Annotated in this window: 19 protein-coding genes; 16 read left to right on the plus strand and 3 right to left on the minus strand. The window is 50.1% G+C overall.

Annotated elements, in window-relative coordinates; all coding sequences use genetic code 11:
• The first annotated feature begins 1 nt into the window (after nucleotide 1).
• The 15 genes from map (at nucleotide 2) to U9S71_RS00585 (ending at nucleotide 10,514) form a co-directional block, all read left to right on the plus strand.
• Entirely contained in the window at nucleotides 2–787 is a 786-nt protein-coding gene (gene map / locus U9S71_RS00515) for a type I methionyl aminopeptidase (RefSeq protein WP_326324397.1), read from the plus strand.
• A 72-nt stretch (nucleotides 788–859) separates the two neighbouring features.
• Complete coding sequence (gene infA, locus U9S71_RS00520; protein WP_013665023.1) at nucleotides 860–1,078, plus strand: translation initiation factor IF-1; 219 nt, start codon at nucleotides 860–862, stop codon at nucleotides 1,076–1,078.
• Nucleotides 1,079–1,113: 35 nt separating this feature from the next.
• Nucleotides 1,114–1,230: a type B 50S ribosomal protein L36 gene (gene ykgO / locus U9S71_RS00525; RefSeq protein ID WP_013665024.1), complete on the plus strand. Its 117-nt coding sequence runs from the start codon at nucleotides 1,114–1,116 to the stop codon at nucleotides 1,228–1,230.
• Between the two features lie 21 nt (nucleotides 1,231–1,251).
• Complete coding sequence (rpsM, locus tag U9S71_RS00530; RefSeq protein ID WP_326324398.1) at nucleotides 1,252–1,629, plus strand: 30S ribosomal protein S13; 378 nt, start codon at nucleotides 1,252–1,254, stop codon at nucleotides 1,627–1,629.
• Nucleotides 1,630–1,648: 19 nt separating this feature from the next.
• The gene (gene rpsK / locus U9S71_RS00535) at nucleotides 1,649–2,038 is read left to right on the plus strand and encodes a 30S ribosomal protein S11 (protein ID WP_326324400.1); all 390 of its coding nucleotides are present in this window, start codon (nucleotides 1,649–1,651) and stop codon (nucleotides 2,036–2,038) included.
• Nucleotides 2,039–2,106: 68 nt separating this feature from the next.
• Nucleotides 2,107–2,715 (plus strand): 30S ribosomal protein S4, encoded by a 609-nt coding sequence (rpsD, locus tag U9S71_RS00540; RefSeq protein ID WP_326324402.1) that lies wholly within the window; start codon nucleotides 2,107–2,109, stop codon nucleotides 2,713–2,715.
• A gap of 86 nt (nucleotides 2,716–2,801) precedes the next feature.
• The gene (locus U9S71_RS00545) at nucleotides 2,802–3,794 is read left to right on the plus strand and encodes a DNA-directed RNA polymerase subunit alpha (RefSeq protein WP_326324404.1); all 993 of its coding nucleotides are present in this window, start codon (nucleotides 2,802–2,804) and stop codon (nucleotides 3,792–3,794) included.
• Nucleotides 3,795–3,872: 78 nt separating this feature from the next.
• Nucleotides 3,873–4,508, plus strand: coding sequence for a 50S ribosomal protein L17 (rplQ, locus tag U9S71_RS00550; protein ID WP_326324406.1), 636 nt, complete (start codon nucleotides 3,873–3,875; stop codon nucleotides 4,506–4,508).
• Between the two features lie 218 nt (nucleotides 4,509–4,726).
• Complete coding sequence (locus U9S71_RS00555) at nucleotides 4,727–5,863, plus strand: aspartate aminotransferase family protein (protein WP_326325277.1); 1,137 nt, start codon at nucleotides 4,727–4,729, stop codon at nucleotides 5,861–5,863.
• A 45-nt stretch (nucleotides 5,864–5,908) separates the two neighbouring features.
• Nucleotides 5,909–6,871, plus strand: coding sequence for a Rossmann-fold NAD(P)-binding domain-containing protein (locus U9S71_RS00560; protein ID WP_326324407.1), 963 nt, complete (start codon nucleotides 5,909–5,911; stop codon nucleotides 6,869–6,871).
• Nucleotides 6,872–6,901: 30 nt separating this feature from the next.
• Nucleotides 6,902–7,696 (plus strand): acetylglutamate kinase, encoded by a 795-nt coding sequence (argB, locus tag U9S71_RS00565; RefSeq protein ID WP_326324409.1) that lies wholly within the window; start codon nucleotides 6,902–6,904, stop codon nucleotides 7,694–7,696.
• A 47-nt stretch (nucleotides 7,697–7,743) separates the two neighbouring features.
• A complete protein-coding gene (gene proC, locus U9S71_RS00570) occupies nucleotides 7,744–8,547 on the plus strand; it encodes a pyrroline-5-carboxylate reductase (RefSeq protein ID WP_326324411.1) in 804 nt (267 codons plus the stop codon).
• Nucleotides 8,540–9,604, plus strand: coding sequence for a M20 family metallo-hydrolase (locus U9S71_RS00575; RefSeq protein ID WP_326324412.1), 1,065 nt, complete (start codon nucleotides 8,540–8,542; stop codon nucleotides 9,602–9,604). The genes proC and U9S71_RS00575 overlap by 8 nt, the downstream gene beginning before the upstream one ends.
• 89 nt (nucleotides 9,605–9,693) lie before the next feature.
• Nucleotides 9,694–10,128 (plus strand): PepSY-like domain-containing protein, encoded by a 435-nt coding sequence (locus U9S71_RS00580; RefSeq protein WP_326324413.1) that lies wholly within the window; start codon nucleotides 9,694–9,696, stop codon nucleotides 10,126–10,128.
• Nucleotides 10,129–10,193: 65 nt separating this feature from the next.
• A complete protein-coding gene (locus tag U9S71_RS00585; RefSeq protein ID WP_326324415.1) occupies nucleotides 10,194–10,514 on the plus strand; it encodes a heavy metal-binding domain-containing protein in 321 nt (106 codons plus the stop codon).
• 81 nt (nucleotides 10,515–10,595) lie between these two features.
• Here the strand turns inward: U9S71_RS00585 and U9S71_RS00590 are convergent, their stop codons facing one another.
• Genes U9S71_RS00590 through U9S71_RS00600 form a run of 3 tightly spaced genes read right to left on the minus strand, consistent with a single transcriptional unit; the run spans nucleotide 10,596 to nucleotide 16,535 of the window.
• A complete protein-coding gene (locus tag U9S71_RS00590; protein ID WP_326324416.1) occupies nucleotides 10,596–11,891 on the minus strand; it encodes a hypothetical protein in 1,296 nt (431 codons plus the stop codon).
• Nucleotides 11,892–11,921: 30 nt separating this feature from the next.
• Complete coding sequence (locus tag U9S71_RS00595; RefSeq protein ID WP_326324418.1) at nucleotides 11,922–13,466, minus strand: RagB/SusD family nutrient uptake outer membrane protein; 1,545 nt, start codon at nucleotides 13,464–13,466, stop codon at nucleotides 11,922–11,924.
• Between the two features lie 21 nt (nucleotides 13,467–13,487).
• Nucleotides 13,488–16,535 (minus strand): SusC/RagA family TonB-linked outer membrane protein, encoded by a 3,048-nt coding sequence (locus tag U9S71_RS00600; RefSeq protein WP_326324420.1) that lies wholly within the window; start codon nucleotides 16,533–16,535, stop codon nucleotides 13,488–13,490.
• 175 nt (nucleotides 16,536–16,710) lie between these two features.
• On the opposite strand from U9S71_RS00600, the gene U9S71_RS00605 reads away from it, so the two are divergent.
• On the plus strand, nucleotides 16,711–19,590 hold the full coding sequence (locus tag U9S71_RS00605; protein ID WP_326324422.1) for a ligand-binding sensor domain-containing protein: 2,880 nt from the start codon (nucleotides 16,711–16,713) through the stop codon (nucleotides 19,588–19,590).
• Nucleotides 19,591–19,592 lie beyond the last annotated feature (2 nt).

Consider the following 19,592-nt stretch of genomic DNA (forward strand, 5'->3'; position numbering starts at 1 on the left):
CATGTCTAAGGTATATTACAAATCCGCTGAAGATATTGAACAACTGCGAAAGTCGGCTACCGTACTTTCGCAGTTGCTCGGTGAAATTGCCCAGGTCATCCGGCCAGGTATAACCACGCTTTCATTAGATAAGTTGGCTCATGATTATATCCAGGACCATGGGGGGCAACCGGCATTTCTCAATTACAACGGATTCCCCAACTCATTGTGCATATCGGTAAACGACCAGGTCGTACACGGTATCCCCAGTGACTACGAGCTTCGTGACGGGGATATCGTAACGGTAGATGGCGGCGTTGATCTGAATGGCTATATTAGTGATTCGGCATATACGTTTGCTGTGGGCGACGTAACTGCTGAGGTGAACCAATTACTTGGTGTAACCTTGGAAGCGCTCAATTTGGGTATTGCACAGGCTGTGACAGGCAAGCGCGTAGGTGATATTGCTTATGCCGTGCAGGACCACGTGACCCGATATGGATATGGCATTGTAAGGGAACTCGTTGGACACGGCGTTGGGTTCAAGCTACACGAGAAACCGGAGGTGCCCAATTACGGGAAGCGGGGTACGGGTAGCAAGCTTGAGGAGGGCTTAGTGATTTGTATTGAGCCGATGATTAACATGGGCAGAGCGCAGGTGAAATTTTGGGACGACGGCTGGACAGTGAGCACAGTTGATGGCAAACCATCCGCACATTTCGAGCATATGGTTGCTATTCACAAAGGATCGCCGGATGTACTGACAACCTTTGCGTATATTGAGGAAGTTTTGGGTAAAAAGAATTGACAATCAATTTTTTTTGGTTATCTTTGCAACCCTGTTTATGTAGGGGTATAATTAGATAATAATCAAGACTATATGGCTAAACAAGCCTCAATCGAGCAAGACGGAGTCATTAAAGAAGCGCTATCCAATGCGATGTTTCGCGTTGAATTGGAAAATGGGCATGAGATTATTGCCCATATTTCGGGTAAAATGAGGATGCACTACATCAAAATTTTGCCTGGCGATAGGGTAAAGCTGGAGATGTCTCCATATGATTTGACAAAAGGAAGAATAACATATCGATATAAATAGAGCGGGGGGACCCGCTTAGAAAGCAACATAAGATCATGAAAGTCAGAGCATCCATAAAGAAGCGTAGCGCGGATTGCAAGATTATCCGCCGGAAGGGTAAAGTTTTTGTAATCAATAAGAAGAACCCTAAGTTCAAACAACGTCAGGGATAATCGTAATTCATTAACATATATATGGCAAGGATCGCAGGTATAGATTTACCTAAAAACAAAAGAGGAGAAATAGGCCTCACCTATATTTACGGAATCGGACGCTCCACGGCTCAGCGCATTCTAGACAAAGCTGGCATCAGTTACGATGTGAAAGTTCAGGAATGGGATGATGACCAGTTGGGCGCTATTCGTAGTGTCATCACTGAGGAGATCAAGGTAGAAGGTGCACTCCGCTCTGAAGTGCAATTGAATATCAAACGGTTAATGGATATCGGCTGCTACCGCGGGCTACGCCACCGTAAGCACCTGCCGGTTCGTGGTCAACGCACCAAAAACAATTCGCGTACCCGGAAAGGAAAACGTAAGACGGTTGCGAACAAGAAAAAAGCTACAAAATAATAATTGAACGAAGAATATAATGGCTAAAAGTAAAAAAGCTAGCAAAAAGCGCGTTGTTACCATTGAGGCCGTTGGTCAGGCACATATCAACGCTACCTTCAATAATATCATTATTACGCTTACGAACAACCAGGGGCAAGCCATTTCTTGGTCTAGCGCAGGTAAGATGGGCTTTAGGGGTTCTAAGAAGAACACTCCTTATGCTGCTTCTCAAGCTGCTACAGACTGTGGTAAAGTTGCCCACGATTTGGGATTGCGCAAAGTGGAGGTTTTTGTAAAAGGCCCCGGTGCTGGTAGGGAGTCAGCGATTCGTACGTTGCAAAACAACGGGATCGAAGTGACCTCCATCAGAGACATCACCCCGTTGCCGCATAACGGTTGCCGTCCGCCCAAACGTAGAAGAGTATAATACAATAAATTTTTAAAGCTAAGATTCTTCAGTTGTAGGCTGAAAGATACTTTAAAACCAATCATCATATGGCAAGATATACAGGACCAAAGTCCAAAATCGCCCGTAAATTCAGGGAACCCATTTTCGGGCCAGACAAAGCGTTAGATCGCAAGAACTATCCGCCGGGACAACACGGTGCGTCGAAGCGTCGGGGCAAACAATCGGAGTATGCTGTGCAGCTGCTCGAGAAGCAAAAGGCAAAATACACTTATGGTGTATTGGAACGCCAGTTCGCAAACCTGTTTGTGAAAGCCTCTTCCAAACAAGGTATTACCGGCGAGATTTTCCTCAAGTTGTTGGAGGCTCGGTTGGATAATACGGTTTACCGTTTGGGCATTGCTCCTACCCGCTCGGCCGCTCGGCAACTGGTTGGACATAAACACATCACCGTGAATGGCGAAGTGGTGAATATTCCGTCTTACAGCCTCCGCGCGGGTGACATCATAGCTGTCCGGGAGCGCTCCAAATCACTCGAAACAATTACCGATTCAGTGGCTGGACGCAAGATCAACAAGTTTAGCTGGCTGGAATGGGATGCGAACGAATTGGTTGGAAAGTTCCTGAACTATCCGGATCGTACCGAGATTCCCGAGAATATCAAGGAAAGCTTAATTGTGGAGTTGTACTCCAAGTAAGTAACACGCAAGAGCAGTACAGCCTATTTAGGTGCACTGTTCTTGCTGTATAGCATATTTTGTAAACAATCATTAAGAATAATTAAATGGCAATCTTAGCATTTCAAAGACCTGATAAAGTTATCATGCAGAAATCGACGGATTTCGATGGCACATTTGAATTTCGTCCATTGGAACCTGGTTTCGGGGTGACAATCGGTAATGCTTTACGCCGTATTCTATTGTCCTCGCTGGAAGGATATGCAATTACGTCGATTCGTTTTTCGGGTGTATCGCATGAGTTTTCTACCATCAAAGGTGTTGTGGAGGACGTTACCGAGATCATCTTGAACCTTAAGCAGGTGCGTTTTAAGAAAACGGGCGAGATGGGCGACACGGAAAAGGTCTTTATGGTGATCAATGGACAGGATCAAGTAACCGCCGGCGATATTACCAGCTTTTCGACCAACTTTACGGTGTTGAATCCGGATTTGGTAATCTGTAATATGGAGAGTTCCGTTACGTTGGAACTCGAGCTCAACATCTCGAAGGGCCGTGGATATATTAACGCTGAGGAAAATAAGGTGGTGGACGGCCCTGTTGGTGTTATTGCAGTCGACTCGATATTTACCCCAATCAAGAATGTAAAATATACCATTGAAAACTATCGGGTAGAGCAAAAGACTGACTATGAGAAGCTTTTGTTGGATATTTCAACAGATGGCTCTATTCATCCGGAGGATGCATTAAAAGAGGCTGCTAAGATTTTGATTCAGCACTTTATGTTGTTCTCTGATGAAAACATGTTGTTGGAATCTCAAGCTAAGGAAGAAACCAAGGTGGTAGACGAAGAGATTTTGCATATGCGTAAAGTTTTGAAAACCGAATTGGTAGATTTGGATTTGTCCGTGCGGGCGTTGAATTGCCTGAAAGCTGCAGACATCCGTACACTGGCCGAATTGGTAACGTACGACGTGGCAGATATGTTGAAGTTCCGGAACTTTGGTAAGAAGTCACTGAGCGAAATCCAAGAACTAGTTAAATCGAAGAGCTTGTCGTTCGGAATGAACTTGGCTAAGTATAAGCTTGACGAGGAATAAATTTAAATAATAGCGACCTGTTGCATAATTCCTTCCCGATAGTTAGCGGGGGCGGTATGCACAAATTTTAATAAGAAAATGAGACACGGAAAAAGATTCAACCATTTAGGGCGCACATCTAGTCACCGCAAGGCAATGTTGTCTAACATGGCTACTTCGTTGATTAAGCACAAACGCATTACCACTACATTGGCCAAAGCCAAAGCGCTACGTAAGTATGTAGAGCCATTGATTACCAAGTCTAAGAACGATACTACGCACTCACGCCGTACCGTATTCAGCTATCTGCAAGATAAAGAAGCTGTGACGATACTTTTCCGTGAAATTTCTGAGAAGGTGGCTACCCGTCCGGGCGGCTACACCCGTATCATCAAGTTAGAAAACCGTTTGGGCGATAACGCCGAGATGGCTTTTATCGAGTTGGTGGATTACAATGAGGTGTATAAGAAAGACGGTGAGGTTAAGGAGCGCAAATCTACCCGACGACGTGGAGGTAAAAAGAAGGCCGCTGCTGCACCTGCTGCTGAGGTTGTCGAGGAATCGGCTACCGAAGGAGAAGAGGTAGTTGCAGAGGCTGCCGACGTTGAAGCCGCCGACATGCCGCAAGTAGCGGAAGAGGTTGCCGAGACGGAAGCCGCTCCAGCAGTTGACGACGAAGCAGAGACTCAGAAAGAAGATACCCAAGAAGAAGGCAAAGAGGAAAAGAAAGACTGAGTCTTACAACGTTGACAAGATTTAAGGAACCGGCTTATTCAAAGCCGGTTTTTTTTGGTTTTATCAGTTTGTGTTTTTGTGCGTGGAAATCCAACGTAACTTGCGTATAGGTTTCCGGCTGCATATCAATTCAAGTTTATATCTTTGCGCAGATGATTTACTCCATTAACAATCCTGTTCCTATACCACGGAAATCACAGGAGCTATTTGGTAAGAAAATGAAACTATTTGATGTTTACGCCATTAACCCCGTAGAAATTGAGCGTGGGGAAGGTTCGGTTGTATGGGATAGCCACGGCAACGAGTATCTGGATATGTATGGAGGTCACGCGGTTATTTCCATTGGTCACACGCACCCACATTACGTCAAACGGATTACAGACCAACTGCATAAAATAGGGTTTTATTCCAATTCCGTTGAAATCCCCGGGCAAACACAGTTGGCCGAATTACTGGGCAATGTTTCCGGAAAAGCCGGTTTTCAGTTGTTTTTGTGCAACTCGGGAGCGGAAGCCAATGAAAATGCATTGAAATTGGCGTCATTCTACAATAACCGGAAGAAGATTATCGCCTTTACAGGCGCATTCCATGGTCGCACTTCATTGGCGGTGGCCGCCACCCATAATGCTAAAATTGTGGCTCCTGTCAACGAGACCGATCACGTGATATTCTTGCCCTTCAACGATACGGAAGCACTGGAGGCAGCTTTTGCGTCGTATGGGAATGAGATTTCATCGGTCATCGTAGAGGGAATTCAGGGCGTGGGTGGCATCAAAACAGCTTCCTATGAATTTCTGAAGCAAATCCGGGACCTTACGTCACAATATGATTCGATCTTCATTGCCGATTCAGTGCAATGTGGGTATGGTCGTTCAGGTTCTTTTTATTCGCACGACGTAGCGGGGGTAGAAGCGGATATTTACAGCATGGCAAAGGGTATGGGTAATGGGTTTCCGATTGGCGGTATCGCCATTTCTCCCAAGATTAAGCCCTGGATAGGAATGTTGGGTACCACGTTTGGCGGAAATCACCTGGCTTGTGCGGCAGCATTGGCCGTACTGGAGGTAATCGAGAAAGATAACCTCATTGAAAATGCGGCTAACGTGGGTACGTACTTAATCGACGAATTGCGAAAAATGGATAAAATCTCTGAGGTGAGGGGAAAAGGTTTGATGATCGGTATCGATCTACCAGAGGAACTATCTTCGGTAAAGAAGAATTTGTTGCTCAAAAACCGTATCTTCACAGGGGAGGCCAAGCCAAACGTTATCCGGTTGCTTCCGGCGCTGAATTTGACGAAGGCGCATGCAGATCGCTTTCTTGAAGCACTCAACGGGCGACTGAAAACAGATTAGAATTTAGGTTTAACTGCCAATGGGCAGACGATTTTAGATGGACGAATGAAACAGTTTTTTTCGGTTGCGGATGTAGACAACTTACCGGGAATTGTAGATGAGGCATTAAGGTTGAAGGGCAATCCGTTTGCTTTTGATCAGTTGGGCAAACGGAAAACGCTGGGATTGGTTTTCCTAAACCCTAGCTTGCGGACGCGCCTGAGTACGCAGAAGGCTGCCATGCAGCTGGGTATGGACGTAATGGTGATGAACATGGATAAGGATGGGTGGGCACTAGAGACACGCGATGGCGTGGCCATGAATGGCACCACCGTTGAGCATATCCGTGAGGCGGCGGCTGTGATGGGCCAATATTGCGATGTACTGGGTATCCGGTCGTTTCCGAAGCTGGTCGACCGCGAGGCGGATTACAGCGAGGATTTATTCCGGAAGTTTTCCCGCTACTGCGGTGTTCCCGTCATCAGTTTAGAAAGTGCGACACGCCACCCGTTGCAGAGCCTGGCGGATTTGATTACTATACATGAACATTGGCGGGGGGCGAATAGGCCCAAGGTAGTATTGGCATGGGCTCCTCACGTGAAAGCATTGCCACAGGCCGTTCCTAACTCGTTTTCGGAATGGATGTGCCGCGCACAGAAAGAGGGTATGGTTGATTTTACCGTAGCTCATCCTGCGGGGTATACGCTGTCTGATGCGTTTACCCAAGGGGCAACGGTGACAAATTCATTGGATGAGGCATTGATAGGTGTGGACTTTGTGTACGTGAAAAACTGGTCGTCTTACGATGATTACGGCCAGATGCCACCCGTAAAGGAGCAATGGATGCTGGATAACAGTAAATTGGCAGTTTCCAACCAAGCCAAGGTGATGCATTGTTTGCCTGTTCGCCGTGACTTGGAGTTGGCGAGTGAGGTACTGGATGGCCCGCAGTCGCTGGTGATCCAGGAAGCGGGCAACCGCGTATGGGCGGCGCAGGCGGTGCTGAAACGCATGATCGACGGACATTAAATTGATAAAATTGCTATTACAGATAGACATATGGCGGCAGATAAGCTGTGGGTAATCAAAATAGGTGGTAATATTATTGACCACCCCGAAGGAATAAGTCGGTTTCTGGATCGATTTGCCAGCCTTCGCGGCCATAAGGTGTTGGTACATGGAGGAGGAAAGATCGCTACACGAATGGCCGCCGATCTGGGTATCGAAGCCACACTTGTGGCGGGGCGGCGTATCACTGACGAGGCGATGCTGCGTGTTGTCACCATGGTTTATGCCGGTTTGACTAATAAGGAGGTCGTGGCGGGACTACAGGCAAGAAGGTGTAACGCGCTTGGCTTAAGCGGTGCCGATGGCAATAGCATTAAAGCCGTGAAGCGCCCGGTCAAAGAAGTCGACTATGGGTTTGTGGGAGATATTTTTCCAGCCTCGGTTGATGACCAGGCCATCATCGCATTGATGGAAGCTGGTTTTGTACCGGTGTTTTCGGCAATTACCCACGATGGGCAGGGGCAATTGCTCAATACCAATGCGGATACCATTGCATCGGCGCTGGCCATCGCATTATCATCGCGGTACGATACCTCGTTGGTATATTGTTTTGAGAAGCGAGGGGTGTTGCAGGATGTGCATAACGAGGATTCGGTGATACCGGAGATAAAGGCTGCAGAATTTGAGGGATTGCAAGCGTCCGGCATCGTTGCTGACGGCATGGTGCCCAAACTGCATAACGCTTTTGACGCCATAGCAAAAGGGGTGCATGAAGTATGCATTGGCCACGCAGATGACCTTCATTTGCTGCACGAACAACGATTCGGCACGCGGATGGTTAGGTGATTTTAGACGATAGACACTAGACAACAGACACTAGATATTTAGACAATATGAGCAAAATAACAATCATCGGAAGCGGTAACATTGGTCTATCATTGGCCAAGGGACTGGTGAAAAAGGCTTATTGCCCGGCGGAAGACATCACCTTGACGAGGCGTAACCTCAAGTTGCTGAGCGACGAGGCTGCGAAAGGATTCAACGTGAGCGATAACAATAAAGTGGCTATCTATGATGCCAGCGTTATTATACTTGCTGTTTTGCCACAGCAGCTTAAGACGGTGCTCGAAGAGATTGCTCCAGCCATCTCACCGGAAAAACAGCTGGTTGTGTCGGTCATATCGGGCGTTACTTGTGCAGACGTACGCAATAAGCTGGGTAACAATGTGCAGGTTATCCGCGCAATGCCCAATACCGCCATCGCTATCGGGCAGTCGATGACATGTATCGCATCCGATAATGCGTCCGACGAACAGTTGGAACGGGTTACCAAGCTGTTTGAGACGGTCGGCGCGGTCGTTACGATCAACGAAGACCTTATGACATCTGCAACTGCACTCTGTGCATGTGGAATCGCTTTTTTTCTACGCAGCATCCGGGCAGCATCGCAGGGAGGAGTAGAAATCGGCTTCCACGCACATGACGCCCTGAAAATGGCGGTGCAAACCGCTAAGGGTGCTGCCGACCTACTCTTGCAAACACAAAGCCATCCCGAAGGAGAAATTGACAAAGTGACCTCGCCCAAGGGCTGTACGATCGCCGGATTGAATGAGATGGAACACAATGGATTCAGCTCAGCATTTATCAAAGGGATTAAGCTGTCTGCGCGTAAAGCGGGAGGACTTTATAATGATTGAGAAACTAACACAAGATAGTACCAATCTACTGCGTGATCTAATCCGTATCCCCTCATTTAGCAAGGAGGAAAATCAAACCGCGGATACGATCGAACGGTTTCTGCAACAACGGGGGGTACGTACGTTTCGGAAGATGAACAACGTGTGGGCATACAACAAGTATTTTGACGCCAATAAGCCCACCATCCTGCTCAATTCGCATCACGACACGGTGAAACCCAATACAGGATACACCCGTAATCCCTTTTCACCCGATATGACCGATGGTAAACTATACGGTTTGGGCAGTAATGATGCGGGTGGATGCTTGGTGTCTTTACTTGCTACGTTCTTGTATTTTTATGCCCAAGCGGAGCTCCGCTACAACTTCTGCATCGCAGCCACCGCGGAGGAGGAGATTTCAGGTACAAACGGATTGGAATTGGTCATCCCAGACCTGGGTCCGTTGGACTTTGCCATCGTGGGTGAGCCTACGTTGATGCAACTGGCAGTAGCCGAACGTGGACTGATGGTACTTGATTGTACTGCCCATGGAAAGGCCGGTCACGCTGCTCGCGAGGAGGGAGACAATGCCATATATAAGGCGCTAAAGGATATCGAATGGTTTACCAGCTATCGTTTTCCCAAAGAGTCTGACGAGTTTGGTACCATCAAGATGAGTGTCACCGTCATCCATTCCGGCTCTCAACATAACGTGGTGCCTGCCACATGCGAGTTCGTTGTGGATATCCGCGTAACGGATGCGTACCGTAACGAGGAAGTACTGGCTATCATCCGTGAGCACGTAAGCTGCGAGGTGCGGCCTCGTTCTGTGCGGCTCAAACCGTCATCGATACCGAAGGATCATCCTGTGGTACAGGCGGGACTGGCGCTGGGTCGCACTACATACGGTTCGCCCACCACCAGTGACCAAGCGCTGCTGGATATCCCATCGCTGAAACTCGGCCCGGGCGATTCCGCTCGCTCCCATATGGCAGACGAGTTTATCCACCTTGAAGAAATAGGTGAGGGCATCGATTTGTATATCAGTATACTTGACCGCGTGGTGACGGGCTGAGGTAATCAGGATATTTTTTTCATGTGAGTGTAAGGGTAAACGACCCGACGGTTGTCTTGATTGAAATTAAGCACAATAACGTAATAATCATGAAAAAAGTAATCTATTCAGTAGTTAGTGTCGCCGTCATGTTGATGGCATTTACGGCGTGTGATAAGGAAAGTGTAATCGCTGCCGATGGCCTTCCGAAGGATGCTCAGCTCTTTATTTCCCAACACTTTCCAGATCATGACATCATCCAAGTAGTGAAAGAACGGGATGACCTGAAGACCTCTTATGATGTTTACCTCAGCGATGGGTTCAACTTGGACTTCGACAAAAAGGGAAATATCATTAGCGTGGAGGGAGCCAGTAAGTTGCCCGATAGCGTGGTGCCCGAAAAGATACTGGCGTATGTACAAGCAAATTATCCCGATTATTTTATCCGTGATTGGGAGTTGGACGACCGTGGACAGGAAGTTACGCTTTCCAATGGTATGGACCTGAAATTTGACAAAGACGGTAATTTTTTGCGGATTGACTAATGGTTAAGGGCAGCATCGCGTAACTTTTTTTGCCCACTTGCGTCAAAGTAAGAAAACACTTCATTATGCTTGTTACAACGACGCCTCAAGTGGAAGGACAAAAGATTGTCAAATACATTGGTTTGGTCAGCGGCGAAACCATTATCGGAGCTAATTTTTTCAAGGATTTTTTTGCTGGGATACGCGACATCGTAGGTGGCCGGTCCGGGTCCTACGAAAAGGTGTTGCGCGAAGCTAAAGAAACGGCCGTTTTCGAAATGCAACAGTATGCGGCGTCGATGGGAGCGAACGCTATAGTAGGTGTGGACCTCGATTACGAGACCTTGGGCAGTGGTGGCAGCATGCTGATGGTAACAGCTAGCGGCACTGCTGTGGTGTTGGAATAACAGATATACTTTGGCGATTATAATTCGTGGAGATGTTTCTTTTTTGGAACATCTCCACGAACCATGTCAAAGGCAAGTGCCTTAACGCTTAGTTACCTGAAACGGAATGTTGACCGTCGCGGCAAAGCCGGTGTTATCCAGTACATACACGTACAACCGGTAATTTCCTGGCTTATTCACGGTGGTTTCTAACCGGTTTTCTTCTGTAAACATGGGTTGTCCGTATCGGTCAGGGCGCGGTTCGTACGACCCGCCGAAACCTAAGACAGTGGCTTCCTCTAGAATTTCCCATACATAGGAGAGGCTGTCCTGCTCGCGGTCCGACACTAATACTTGGGCCGCGATGGGTATACTTGCGCCTACCCGCACGTTATCCAATGCGGCTTCCCCATTGATCGTCATCGATTGGATTACTGGAGCAGTCTGCATCGGCTCCGTCCCAGACCATACCCGTTGCATGGCTTCCACTTGTGGGGTTTTCTCTCCGCGGAAGGGCAGCCCATCTACATCCTGCTCCAGGAACATACTAAACCAAGTGGGTGTGCGCTCTTCCTTTTGCCCCCATAAAAAGACGAACGAACCCAAACAACGATCGTTGGCCAGGATATAGTCGTTGTACCGGTGCTCGTAGATAAGCCGTTTCTCCTCGCTAGTTTGCTCAATAGGTGCCCCCCACGCCGTTTCGGGTACTTCCCAAAACCCACTAGGCCCCCACTCAGTGACCATGAAGGCACCTTGATAATCGGAACGGTCTACCATTTCACCAATCTCCACGATCGAACCATAACTATTGATGCCTACGAAATCCAGCGATGGCGCAAACCGGGCGATGGAGTCGAGTGCTGCCTGACTATGAGCCACCACGCTAATCACCGCATGCCGGTTATCGATCGATTTGATCAGCTGGGCTAGTTCCTCCACAAACTGCCAAGCCGCACCGATATTCGCATTCCCCAAATCAATTTCGTTGCCAAGCGCCCACGCCAGTATCCGGGGTTCGTCGCGGTACGTTTCTACCAGCTCGCGCACGTGCTCGCGCACCTTGTTTTTATACGCGCTGTCAAAATAAGCAGCCGAATCTTTGGTCAGCCCAATCCCTTGCATGATGTACATGCCGTTTTGCTCGGCCAAGGCGACATCCTTGCGGATGGATTCGACGCTGCCGCTCCATGTGCGGAAGGCGTTGGCGCCCGACTGGCTGGCTATGTTAAGCGAATGTGTACCACCTACTCCTTTGATGTAGGTATGGGTACCGTCTACATACAATTGGAACTTACCGTCTTCCTTTACAACTGCCACGCCTTCCGTTGGTGCCTGCGCTATGGCCAGGCCATGCAGCAACATAACGAAGACAGCCCCTATTCCATACCTTTTCATACCGTTATTTTTTAATAGCTAAGCAGCTTGTTACCTGAAATTTGTGTTCGCATCGATCTGGGCTTGCGGAATGGGAACGTACTCGCTTTGTCCCGGTACGAACCGCGACCCAAACACCTCCTGGGCGCGGCCGGTACGAACCAGGTCATTAAACCGCTCGCCCCACCACTCGCATGCAAATTCGGCCCGGCGCTCATCGAGGATTTGTTCCAAGGTTACCCCTGTGATGGGGTTGAGCTTGGCGCGCTCGCGCACCAGCCTGAAGGGCTCATCGCCGTTCTGCCCTTTGCGCACTTTCGCTTCGGCATTCAGCAACAGTACATCGGCGTACCGCAAAATACGGACGTTGTTGTTTGCGCCGTACTCCATGCGCCCTTCGGTCATCTGCGACGACGGCAGGTAGGTTTTGCCATTGAAATATTTTATACCAAACGGATTGCCGTAAATCCGGTCGCCGCTTGGTGTGGTGGCATACGTGTCTTCGGTTTCGCCATACTCCAAGATGGTGGTTTTCAGTCGTACGCTATCGTTGCGGGCGGTCAGGAAATCTACGATATCTTGCGATGGCGGCACCCATCCTGCACCGGAGATGGCACTACCCCGCTGGTCGCCCGAGGGGCCCTGCCACCGGAAAAAGGTGCCCCAATCAATGCCGGGGCGCACGATGTCGCCCGTAGGCAGTCCGAAATCCGAATATTGCAACTCGAACAATGATCCATCGTTCAGCTTGCCGGGTATCTTGAAGAGCTGGTAGAAATCGCCGTATAGGGAGAACTTGCCGCTATTGATAATGGCATCGGTTGCCTCCAGCACCGTGTCCCAATGGGGACTGGCGTTGTCGTTTCCCGCCAAGTCGGCCGCTGCCTTGGCTTTCAGCAGGAGTGCCGAATATTGAGTCACAGCCCCTTGGTGCTCGGCTTGGTTTGGTCGTACATCTTCTAGATCTGCTGCGCAGGCATTCATTTCATCGATAATGAACTGGCGCACTTCGGCGGCCGTGCTTTTGCCGATGGTGGCCAGCCGCTGGATGTTGTCGCTATCCGTCAGAATAGGTACATCGCCAAACAGGCGGGTGGCCATCAGATGGGCATAAGCGCGTAAGAAACGCACCTCGGCCTGGTAGCGTCTATTCAAAGCAGCCGTTTCAGTATCGCCGTCGGCAATCTGCTCGGCAAACAGACTCAGCTCCGTCAACGCACCATTGGCCGTGATGGCTAGGCTGTAGTAGCTTATCCACGATTGGTTAATACCCCAATAGGATTGTACGGTTACATCGCGTTGGAAATTCTTGATGCTCATCAGTTCCGGGTTGTCATTCGCCGTAGGCGCCCCGCGTTGGTAGTCGTCTTCGCGTACGGCGCGTATCGACAGGTCGATCCAATGCACCAGACGGTCATCTGCAGCCGCTCGGTACACGCCCGAAACGGGTGCATACATCTGCGAAAGATCGGTATAATCAATACCCTGCGAAGGACGCTGGTTTTCCAAAGGTTTGTCTAAGAACTTTTCACACCCGCTGGTGAGCAGGGCGAAGGATAGGCAGGTCCCTATCAATTTATAGCTAAACTTGTTCATGGCTTTCATCAGTTATCAAAATTAAAACGTCACACGGAGCCCCACACTGTAGGTAGAAGATACCGGGTATACGTTCGCATCGTATCCCATACCGGTTACTTCGGGGGTGAAGCCGTTATATTTGGTGAAAATAAAAGGGCGGTCGGCCGTTGCGAATACCCGTACCGGTATTGAATTGCGAATATCGAAGCTGTAACCCAGCTGGATATTCTGTACCCTTAGGTAGGCGCCGCTTTCGACAAAGAACGAGCTGGCCTGCAGATTCCAAGCCGCCACGCTGCCCTGTGCCGATGGGTAGGTGTTGGTAGAGCCTTCACCGGTCCATAGTCCTTCCACGAATGCAGCGTCGATATTCATCTGCGCATATTTGCGTCGCATGGCCCGGTTCAGGTTATGGATCTTGTTGCCGGCCACACCCTGTAGCATCAGGTTGAAATCAAAGCCTTTGTACGTAAGTCCGATGGTGGCGCCGTAGGTCAGTTCGGGCAGGTAGTTGCCCAGGTTTATCCGGTCGTCCTCATCCAGCTCGCCGTTGCCGTTCTGGTCTTTGTAACGTAGGTATCCGGGCAAGATGGGGGCATCGGGGTTGTTCACGTTGTATTGTGCGGCAATCGGATCAGCGCTGATCTCGGCCTGGTTTTGGTATACCCCATCTACTTCATAACCGTAATAGTAGTTAATGGGCTGGCCTTTTTCAATACGTGCAGGGAACTCGGCCGTCCACTCGGGGAACCCGTTCTGAATGTTGGCCAGTCCGCCCAGGTCGAGCACCCGGTTTTTCAAGGTCGTGGCGTTCACGCCGACGGAGTAGCCAAAGTCGCCCACTTGGTCGTTCCAGTCGAGCCCGATTTCCCAGCCGCTATTGGCCACGCTGCCCCAGTTGCCGTACACCCGGTCCCATACAAAGGGGAGGGGGCGTTCGAATGCCAGGTCATGCGTTACGCGGTAGTAATAGTCTACGGTACCGTTCAGTCGGTTGTTGAGCATGGCAAAGTCAAGACCGCCATCCCACTCTTCCACCACTTCCCAGGCCACGTTGGAAAAAAAGCGGTTTACCGTATATCCCGGTATGCGGCTGCCGTAGGTGGATCCGATACTACCAAAGATACCGGAGGCGTTATTGCCCGCGTTCACGATGGCGTAGCCTGCGTTGGGCTGGATGCCGTCATTGCCCAGCCTGCCCCAGCTTCCCCGAATTTTCAGGTTGTCAAATAGCTGTTGGTTTTGCATGAAATCCTCCCGGCTGATGACCCAGCCCAGTCCTAGGGAGGGGAAATACCCCCATTTGGTCTGGTACTTCGAGCTGCCATCCGCACGGAACGTGGCGGTGAGCAGGTATTTGTTATCGTAATCGTAGGTGCCCCGTGTAAAGAAGGAGAGCCCGGCGTTGCGGAAACCGCCTTCGCCGTAACCCGTGGCCGATCCGATTCCCTGTGCATTCTGGCCTGCATACCAGAATTCCGGGTCTTCGGGTACGTCATTGGCCGAAACCCAGGTTTCGCGCCAGCGGTCCTGGCGAGTCGACTGTCCCAACAACACGGACCAGTGGTGCTTGCCGGTTTCATCGCGGTAAGTGAGCAAGTTATCCACGATATAATGGAGGTTTCGTCCCTGGGCTGAGCGGAGGTACGACCGGTCATTGCGCTGTGCGTTATCGAGATAGTATACCGGCGAATACTGTAGGCCGTGGGTAGATTGATAGCGCTGGCTGAACTGCGACCGGAAGGTTAGCTTCCGCTCCCAAAACTCAGCCTCCACATACGCGTTTGGCAGGATTTGGAATCCTTTGCTTTGATTGTGATGGTAATAGGCCGTTGCAATTGGGTTTCCATACCAGAATCCACCTTCGAGGCCCAAGGTCTGGCTGCTACCGAACTGGACTGGCGTGGCGAGTTCTTGCCCTCCGTCATAAGCCGGATACAGTGGCGAGGCAAAGTACGCCTGCCGGAAGGCAACGTTATTGGGAGAGAAGGTATTGAAGTTATTCAGATGGGCGGTAAAGCCCAGCTTCAGCCACGGTGTCACCCGCGCTTCAGTCTGCATGCGGATGTTGTATCGTCGCACGTAGTTTTCGGCATCCATGATGCCGTCTTGGTCTACGTAATTGATCCCAAAGGCGTAGGTTATTTTTTCGCCACCGCCTTGCACGTCGAGGTTATGGTTGGTTATCATCGCGCCCGAACGCAGCAGCTCGCCATACCAATCGGTATTCATAGCCGGGTTTTGAGCGGTTCCGCCAAAGCGTTCGGCCGAGCTCTCGGCGATATGCCCTTCGCCTTTAGCGGTTACGTAGGCAGCATACTGTTGCCCATTGGCCATCTTCAGTACGTTACTCGGTGTTTGCAGTCCTACGTAGCCATTGTACGTTACCCGGGGCGTCATGTTGAGCGATCCTTTTTTGGTCGTTACGATGATGACTCCGTTGGCCGCTCGTACACCGTAGATGGCCGCTCCCGAAGCATCTTTCAATACCGACATGTCGGCGATGTCGTTCGGATTCAGGAAACTGATGTCGTCCATAAACATCCCGTCTACCACATATAGAGGCGACTCGTTGTTAAACGATCCCACGCCACGTACGCGTACAATAGGGGTGGCGCCTGGCGCACCCGAGCTCACTACCTGCACGCCCGTTACAGAACCTTGCAGTGCATCCATGGGTGCAGCCACTGTGCGTTTCCCTGCTTGCTCCATATCCACCGTGGCCACAGGGGCCGTCAGGTCACCTTTGCGCTGCGTACCATAACCCACCACAACCACCTCTTCCAGGTCGTGCGCCACATCGGCTTGTAGCCGTATCTGCATGGTCGCATCCGTTATCGCCAATGTCTGCTTTACATAGCCGAGAGCCGATACGACCAGCGAGTCGGCGGTTGCCGGAACTGATAAGTTGAATGTACCCGCTTCTGATGTGGTGGTTCCCACCGTAGGTGCATTCTTTACCGCTACCGAGGCGGTGACGGGGTTCCCTTGTTCATCCAGAACAGTTCCCGAGACTGCCTTGTTCTGCGCCCATACGCTGTTCATCACAGCAAGGCACATAACAAGTAATGTAATTGGTTTTCTCATTGTCGTTAAGATTTGATTCGCGTTCTCAGTGCTTTATAATCAGTTTGGCAAAACTAATGGAGATATATTCGCTCCGCAAAAAAAGGAGTACTACATTACTACGACGATCTGCCTTGAGTCATTATTTTCGCTATCTTTGTGCTACGACATCGATTCTACAAGCGGGAGGAATTACGTGAACTTAGGTACGGCCATCAAACGGTTTTTAAGTGCAGTACTGATTTTTCTCTGCGCCACTGGCGGAGTAGCAGGGCAGCTCCACGAATTGCCTTGGGTAACCAACTATGATAAATCCGTGTTCCAAGGCGGTACACGCACGTGGGATATTGGGCAAGACAGCCGAGGGTATCTTTATTTCGCTAACAACGACGGCCTTATGGTTTTCAACGGGAATTTCTGGAAAAAGTTCCCGTTGCCTAACGGCACTATTCTCCGTTCGTTGGCCATCACCCCGCAAGACCGAGTGTTCGTTGGGGGCCAAGGCGAAATCGGGTACTTCCAATCAGACACGACGGGTAGCTTGGCATACATATCGCTCACAGATCGTATCCCTGAAGCCAACCGTCGGTTTGCGGACGTGTGGAACACCGTTGTCCTCGGTAATGCCGTTTTTTTCCGTACGGGCAATAGTATTTTCCAATTTGAAGATAATCGCGTCATCGCTCATCCCGCACCGCAGGAATGGCTCTTCCTTGGCCGATCGGACAACAGACTGCTGGCGCAGGACAAGGGGAGCGGCCTGCTGGAATATCGGGATGGTCAATGGGTACCCCTATTGGGCGATGAGACGATGCCCACTGGAGAGATTGCTGCGGTATTCTCCATCGGGCATGACAGCACGTTCATCGGCACCACCTCCAACCGTACCTTCCTGCTCGATGGAGCCGGGATACGGCCGCTCGATACCGGCCCATGGATTGACCAATACACCCGCTCTTATGCCAAACTCAACGATAGCACCTACGTGGTCGGCTCACGAATGGGTTGTACCATTCGCCAGATCGATGGAAGCACCCGGCAACAGTTTACCACCCACGAAGGTCTGCTGAGCAACAGCGTTACGACGGTATTCGTTGACCGCGCCAATCAAATTTGGGCGGGTGTAGATAATGGCCTCACACTAATTGCTTACAATAGCGCCATTACCTTCTTGCATCCTAACCTCAATAGCGATCTTACGGGCTATTCGGCCCGTATTTTTAAAGGTTACCTGTACCTCTCCACTTCCAATGGGGTGTACCGTGCGCCGGTGTCCGATCCGGTCGGCGGTTCCGCTTCACACAACGGTTTCGAATTGGTTGTGGGCAGTGATAAGGGCGATGCCTGGCGCATTGATGAAGTGAACGGGCAGCTCCTGCTTGCTCACCACCGTGGGCTGTATGCCATCCGGGGCGACCGGGTTGTGCCGCTATCAAATGGTACTGGTTCGTGGATGTTCCTGCCCATGTCCTCGGCATACCCAATCCAAGAGGTGTTGGTAGGTACCTACGATGGTTTGGATGTGTTGCGCTATGCTGACGGGGTGTTTCATTATACCCATTCGCTGGAGGGTACACCCGATTCGTATCGCTTCCTCACCAAAGACGACCAGAACGATGTCTGGGCGTCGCACCCCTACCGGGGCATCTATCGTCACCGACTTATGCCTGGCGGCCAACGCTATAAAACCACGTTATTCACCGCAGATCACGGACTGCCTTCCAGTTATCAGAACTACGTATTCATGGTAAAAAACCGGATGGTATTCGCAACTAAACAGGGGGTTTATGAATTTGACAGCGCTCTTGAACGCTTCGTACCGTCTAAGGAGTTTTCGGTGTTCCGCCATCTCGCACTGAATTATCTCAAAGAAGATGCCGATGGCAACATCTGGTTTTGCACAGGAAACAAGATCGGTATCGCCCGCTACCATAGTGCAGATAATCGGTATGCCCTTACGTATTTTCCGGAACTCGAAGGGTACAGCGCCGCTGGGTTTGAAAACATTTATCCCTACAACCGTAACAACATATATATTGGCTCGGAAAAAGGATTCGTGCACCTGGATTACGAAGCGTACCTCGCCGAACAAGATTACCCCAGCGTAGTGCTTTCTGAGGTGGTAGTCACCAACGACCAGCAAGACAGCACTCTTTTCAATGGCTTCCATGCCAGCCGAGTTGACGACGTACACCTGCCCGCTTCATATGACACCTACCGATTCGCCTATAGCGCCACCAGCTATGGTGCAGGAAACAGGATTGCGTATAGCTATTGGTTGGAAGGGTACGAGGATAAATGGTCGCCCTGGAGCGACAATATCGAAAAACACTACACGAACTTACCCAGTGGCACCTACCGATTTAAAGTAAAAGCCATAGATAACCTCAACCGCGAATCTGAAACCGCAGTTTTCGCGTTCGTGATTGACCCGCCCTGGTACAAAACCACATGGGCTTTGTTAGTGTATGCAGTGGTCATTGCAGTAGGCATCTATCTGTTACTAAAGTGGCAGCAAACCGTATTTCGCAATCAACAGCAACGATACGAGGAGCAGCTTGCCCACCTGCGGTATGTACACCAGCTGGAGAATGAGAAGAAAGAGAAGGAAATCGTCAAACTGCAAAACGAGAAGCTGGAAAACGAAGTGTTGTCAAAGACCAAGGAACTGGCTAATACCAATATGCAGCTCATGGAAAACGCGGGCACGTTAATTAAGTTGAAGGATGAGATTGCTAAGCTGAACGCGCAATCTGGTGGTAAGGCCAAAGATCTCACCCGGATAACAGTCTTGCTACGCGATGTGGAGAAAAACAACAAAAACTGGAGCCAGTTTGCCATGCATTTTGATGAGCTAAACGATGGTTTCCTCACCAGTCTCAAGGCTGCCCACCCGGTCCTTTCGCGTACAGACCTCAAGCTTTGCGCCTACCTGCACCTTAACCTGTCGTCGAAAGAGATTGCCCAGTTGCAGAACATCTCGGTGCGGGGGGTAGAGATGCACCGGTACCGGTTGCGGAAAAAATTACGACTTCCAACCGAGCGATCGTTAAATGATTACTTAGATGATATTTAATT

This window comes from Parapedobacter flavus (genome assembly GCF_035818675.1).
GTDB lineage: Bacteria > Bacteroidota > Bacteroidia > Sphingobacteriales > Sphingobacteriaceae > Parapedobacter > Parapedobacter flavus.

What these genes read in the sequence shown, in the direction of transcription:
- map (WP_326324397.1), top strand. Translation starts at nt 2, where the DNA reads ATGTCTAAGGTATATTACAAATCCGCTGAAGATATTGAACAACTGCGA.
- infA (WP_013665023.1), top strand. Translation starts at nt 860, where the DNA reads ATGGCTAAACAAGCCTCAATCGAGCAAGACGGAGTCATTAAAGAAGCG.
- ykgO (WP_013665024.1), top strand. Translation starts at nt 1,114, where the DNA reads ATGAAAGTCAGAGCATCCATAAAGAAGCGTAGCGCGGATTGCAAGATT.
- rpsM (WP_326324398.1), top strand. Translation starts at nt 1,252, where the DNA reads ATGGCAAGGATCGCAGGTATAGATTTACCTAAAAACAAAAGAGGAGAA.
- rpsK (WP_326324400.1), top strand. Translation starts at nt 1,649, where the DNA reads ATGGCTAAAAGTAAAAAAGCTAGCAAAAAGCGCGTTGTTACCATTGAG.
- rpsD (WP_326324402.1), top strand. Translation starts at nt 2,107, where the DNA reads ATGGCAAGATATACAGGACCAAAGTCCAAAATCGCCCGTAAATTCAGG.
- U9S71_RS00545 (WP_326324404.1), top strand. Translation starts at nt 2,802, where the DNA reads ATGGCAATCTTAGCATTTCAAAGACCTGATAAAGTTATCATGCAGAAA.
- rplQ (WP_326324406.1), top strand. Translation starts at nt 3,873, where the DNA reads ATGAGACACGGAAAAAGATTCAACCATTTAGGGCGCACATCTAGTCAC.
- U9S71_RS00555 (WP_326325277.1), top strand. Translation starts at nt 4,727, where the DNA reads ATGAAACTATTTGATGTTTACGCCATTAACCCCGTAGAAATTGAGCGT.
- U9S71_RS00560 (WP_326324407.1), top strand. Translation starts at nt 5,909, where the DNA reads ATGAAACAGTTTTTTTCGGTTGCGGATGTAGACAACTTACCGGGAATT.
- argB (WP_326324409.1), top strand. Translation starts at nt 6,902, where the DNA reads ATGGCGGCAGATAAGCTGTGGGTAATCAAAATAGGTGGTAATATTATT.
- proC (WP_326324411.1), top strand. Translation starts at nt 7,744, where the DNA reads ATGAGCAAAATAACAATCATCGGAAGCGGTAACATTGGTCTATCATTG.
- U9S71_RS00575 (WP_326324412.1), top strand. Translation starts at nt 8,540, where the DNA reads ATGATTGAGAAACTAACACAAGATAGTACCAATCTACTGCGTGATCTA.
- U9S71_RS00580 (WP_326324413.1), top strand. Translation starts at nt 9,694, where the DNA reads ATGAAAAAAGTAATCTATTCAGTAGTTAGTGTCGCCGTCATGTTGATG.
- U9S71_RS00585 (WP_326324415.1), top strand. Translation starts at nt 10,194, where the DNA reads ATGCTTGTTACAACGACGCCTCAAGTGGAAGGACAAAAGATTGTCAAA.
- U9S71_RS00590 (WP_326324416.1), bottom strand. Translation starts at nt 11,891, where the DNA reads ATGAAAAGGTATGGAATAGGGGCTGTCTTCGTTATGTTGCTGCATGGC.
- U9S71_RS00595 (WP_326324418.1), bottom strand. Translation starts at nt 13,466, where the DNA reads ATGAACAAGTTTAGCTATAAATTGATAGGGACCTGCCTATCCTTCGCC.
- U9S71_RS00600 (WP_326324420.1), bottom strand. Translation starts at nt 16,535, where the DNA reads ATGAGAAAACCAATTACATTACTTGTTATGTGCCTTGCTGTGATGAAC.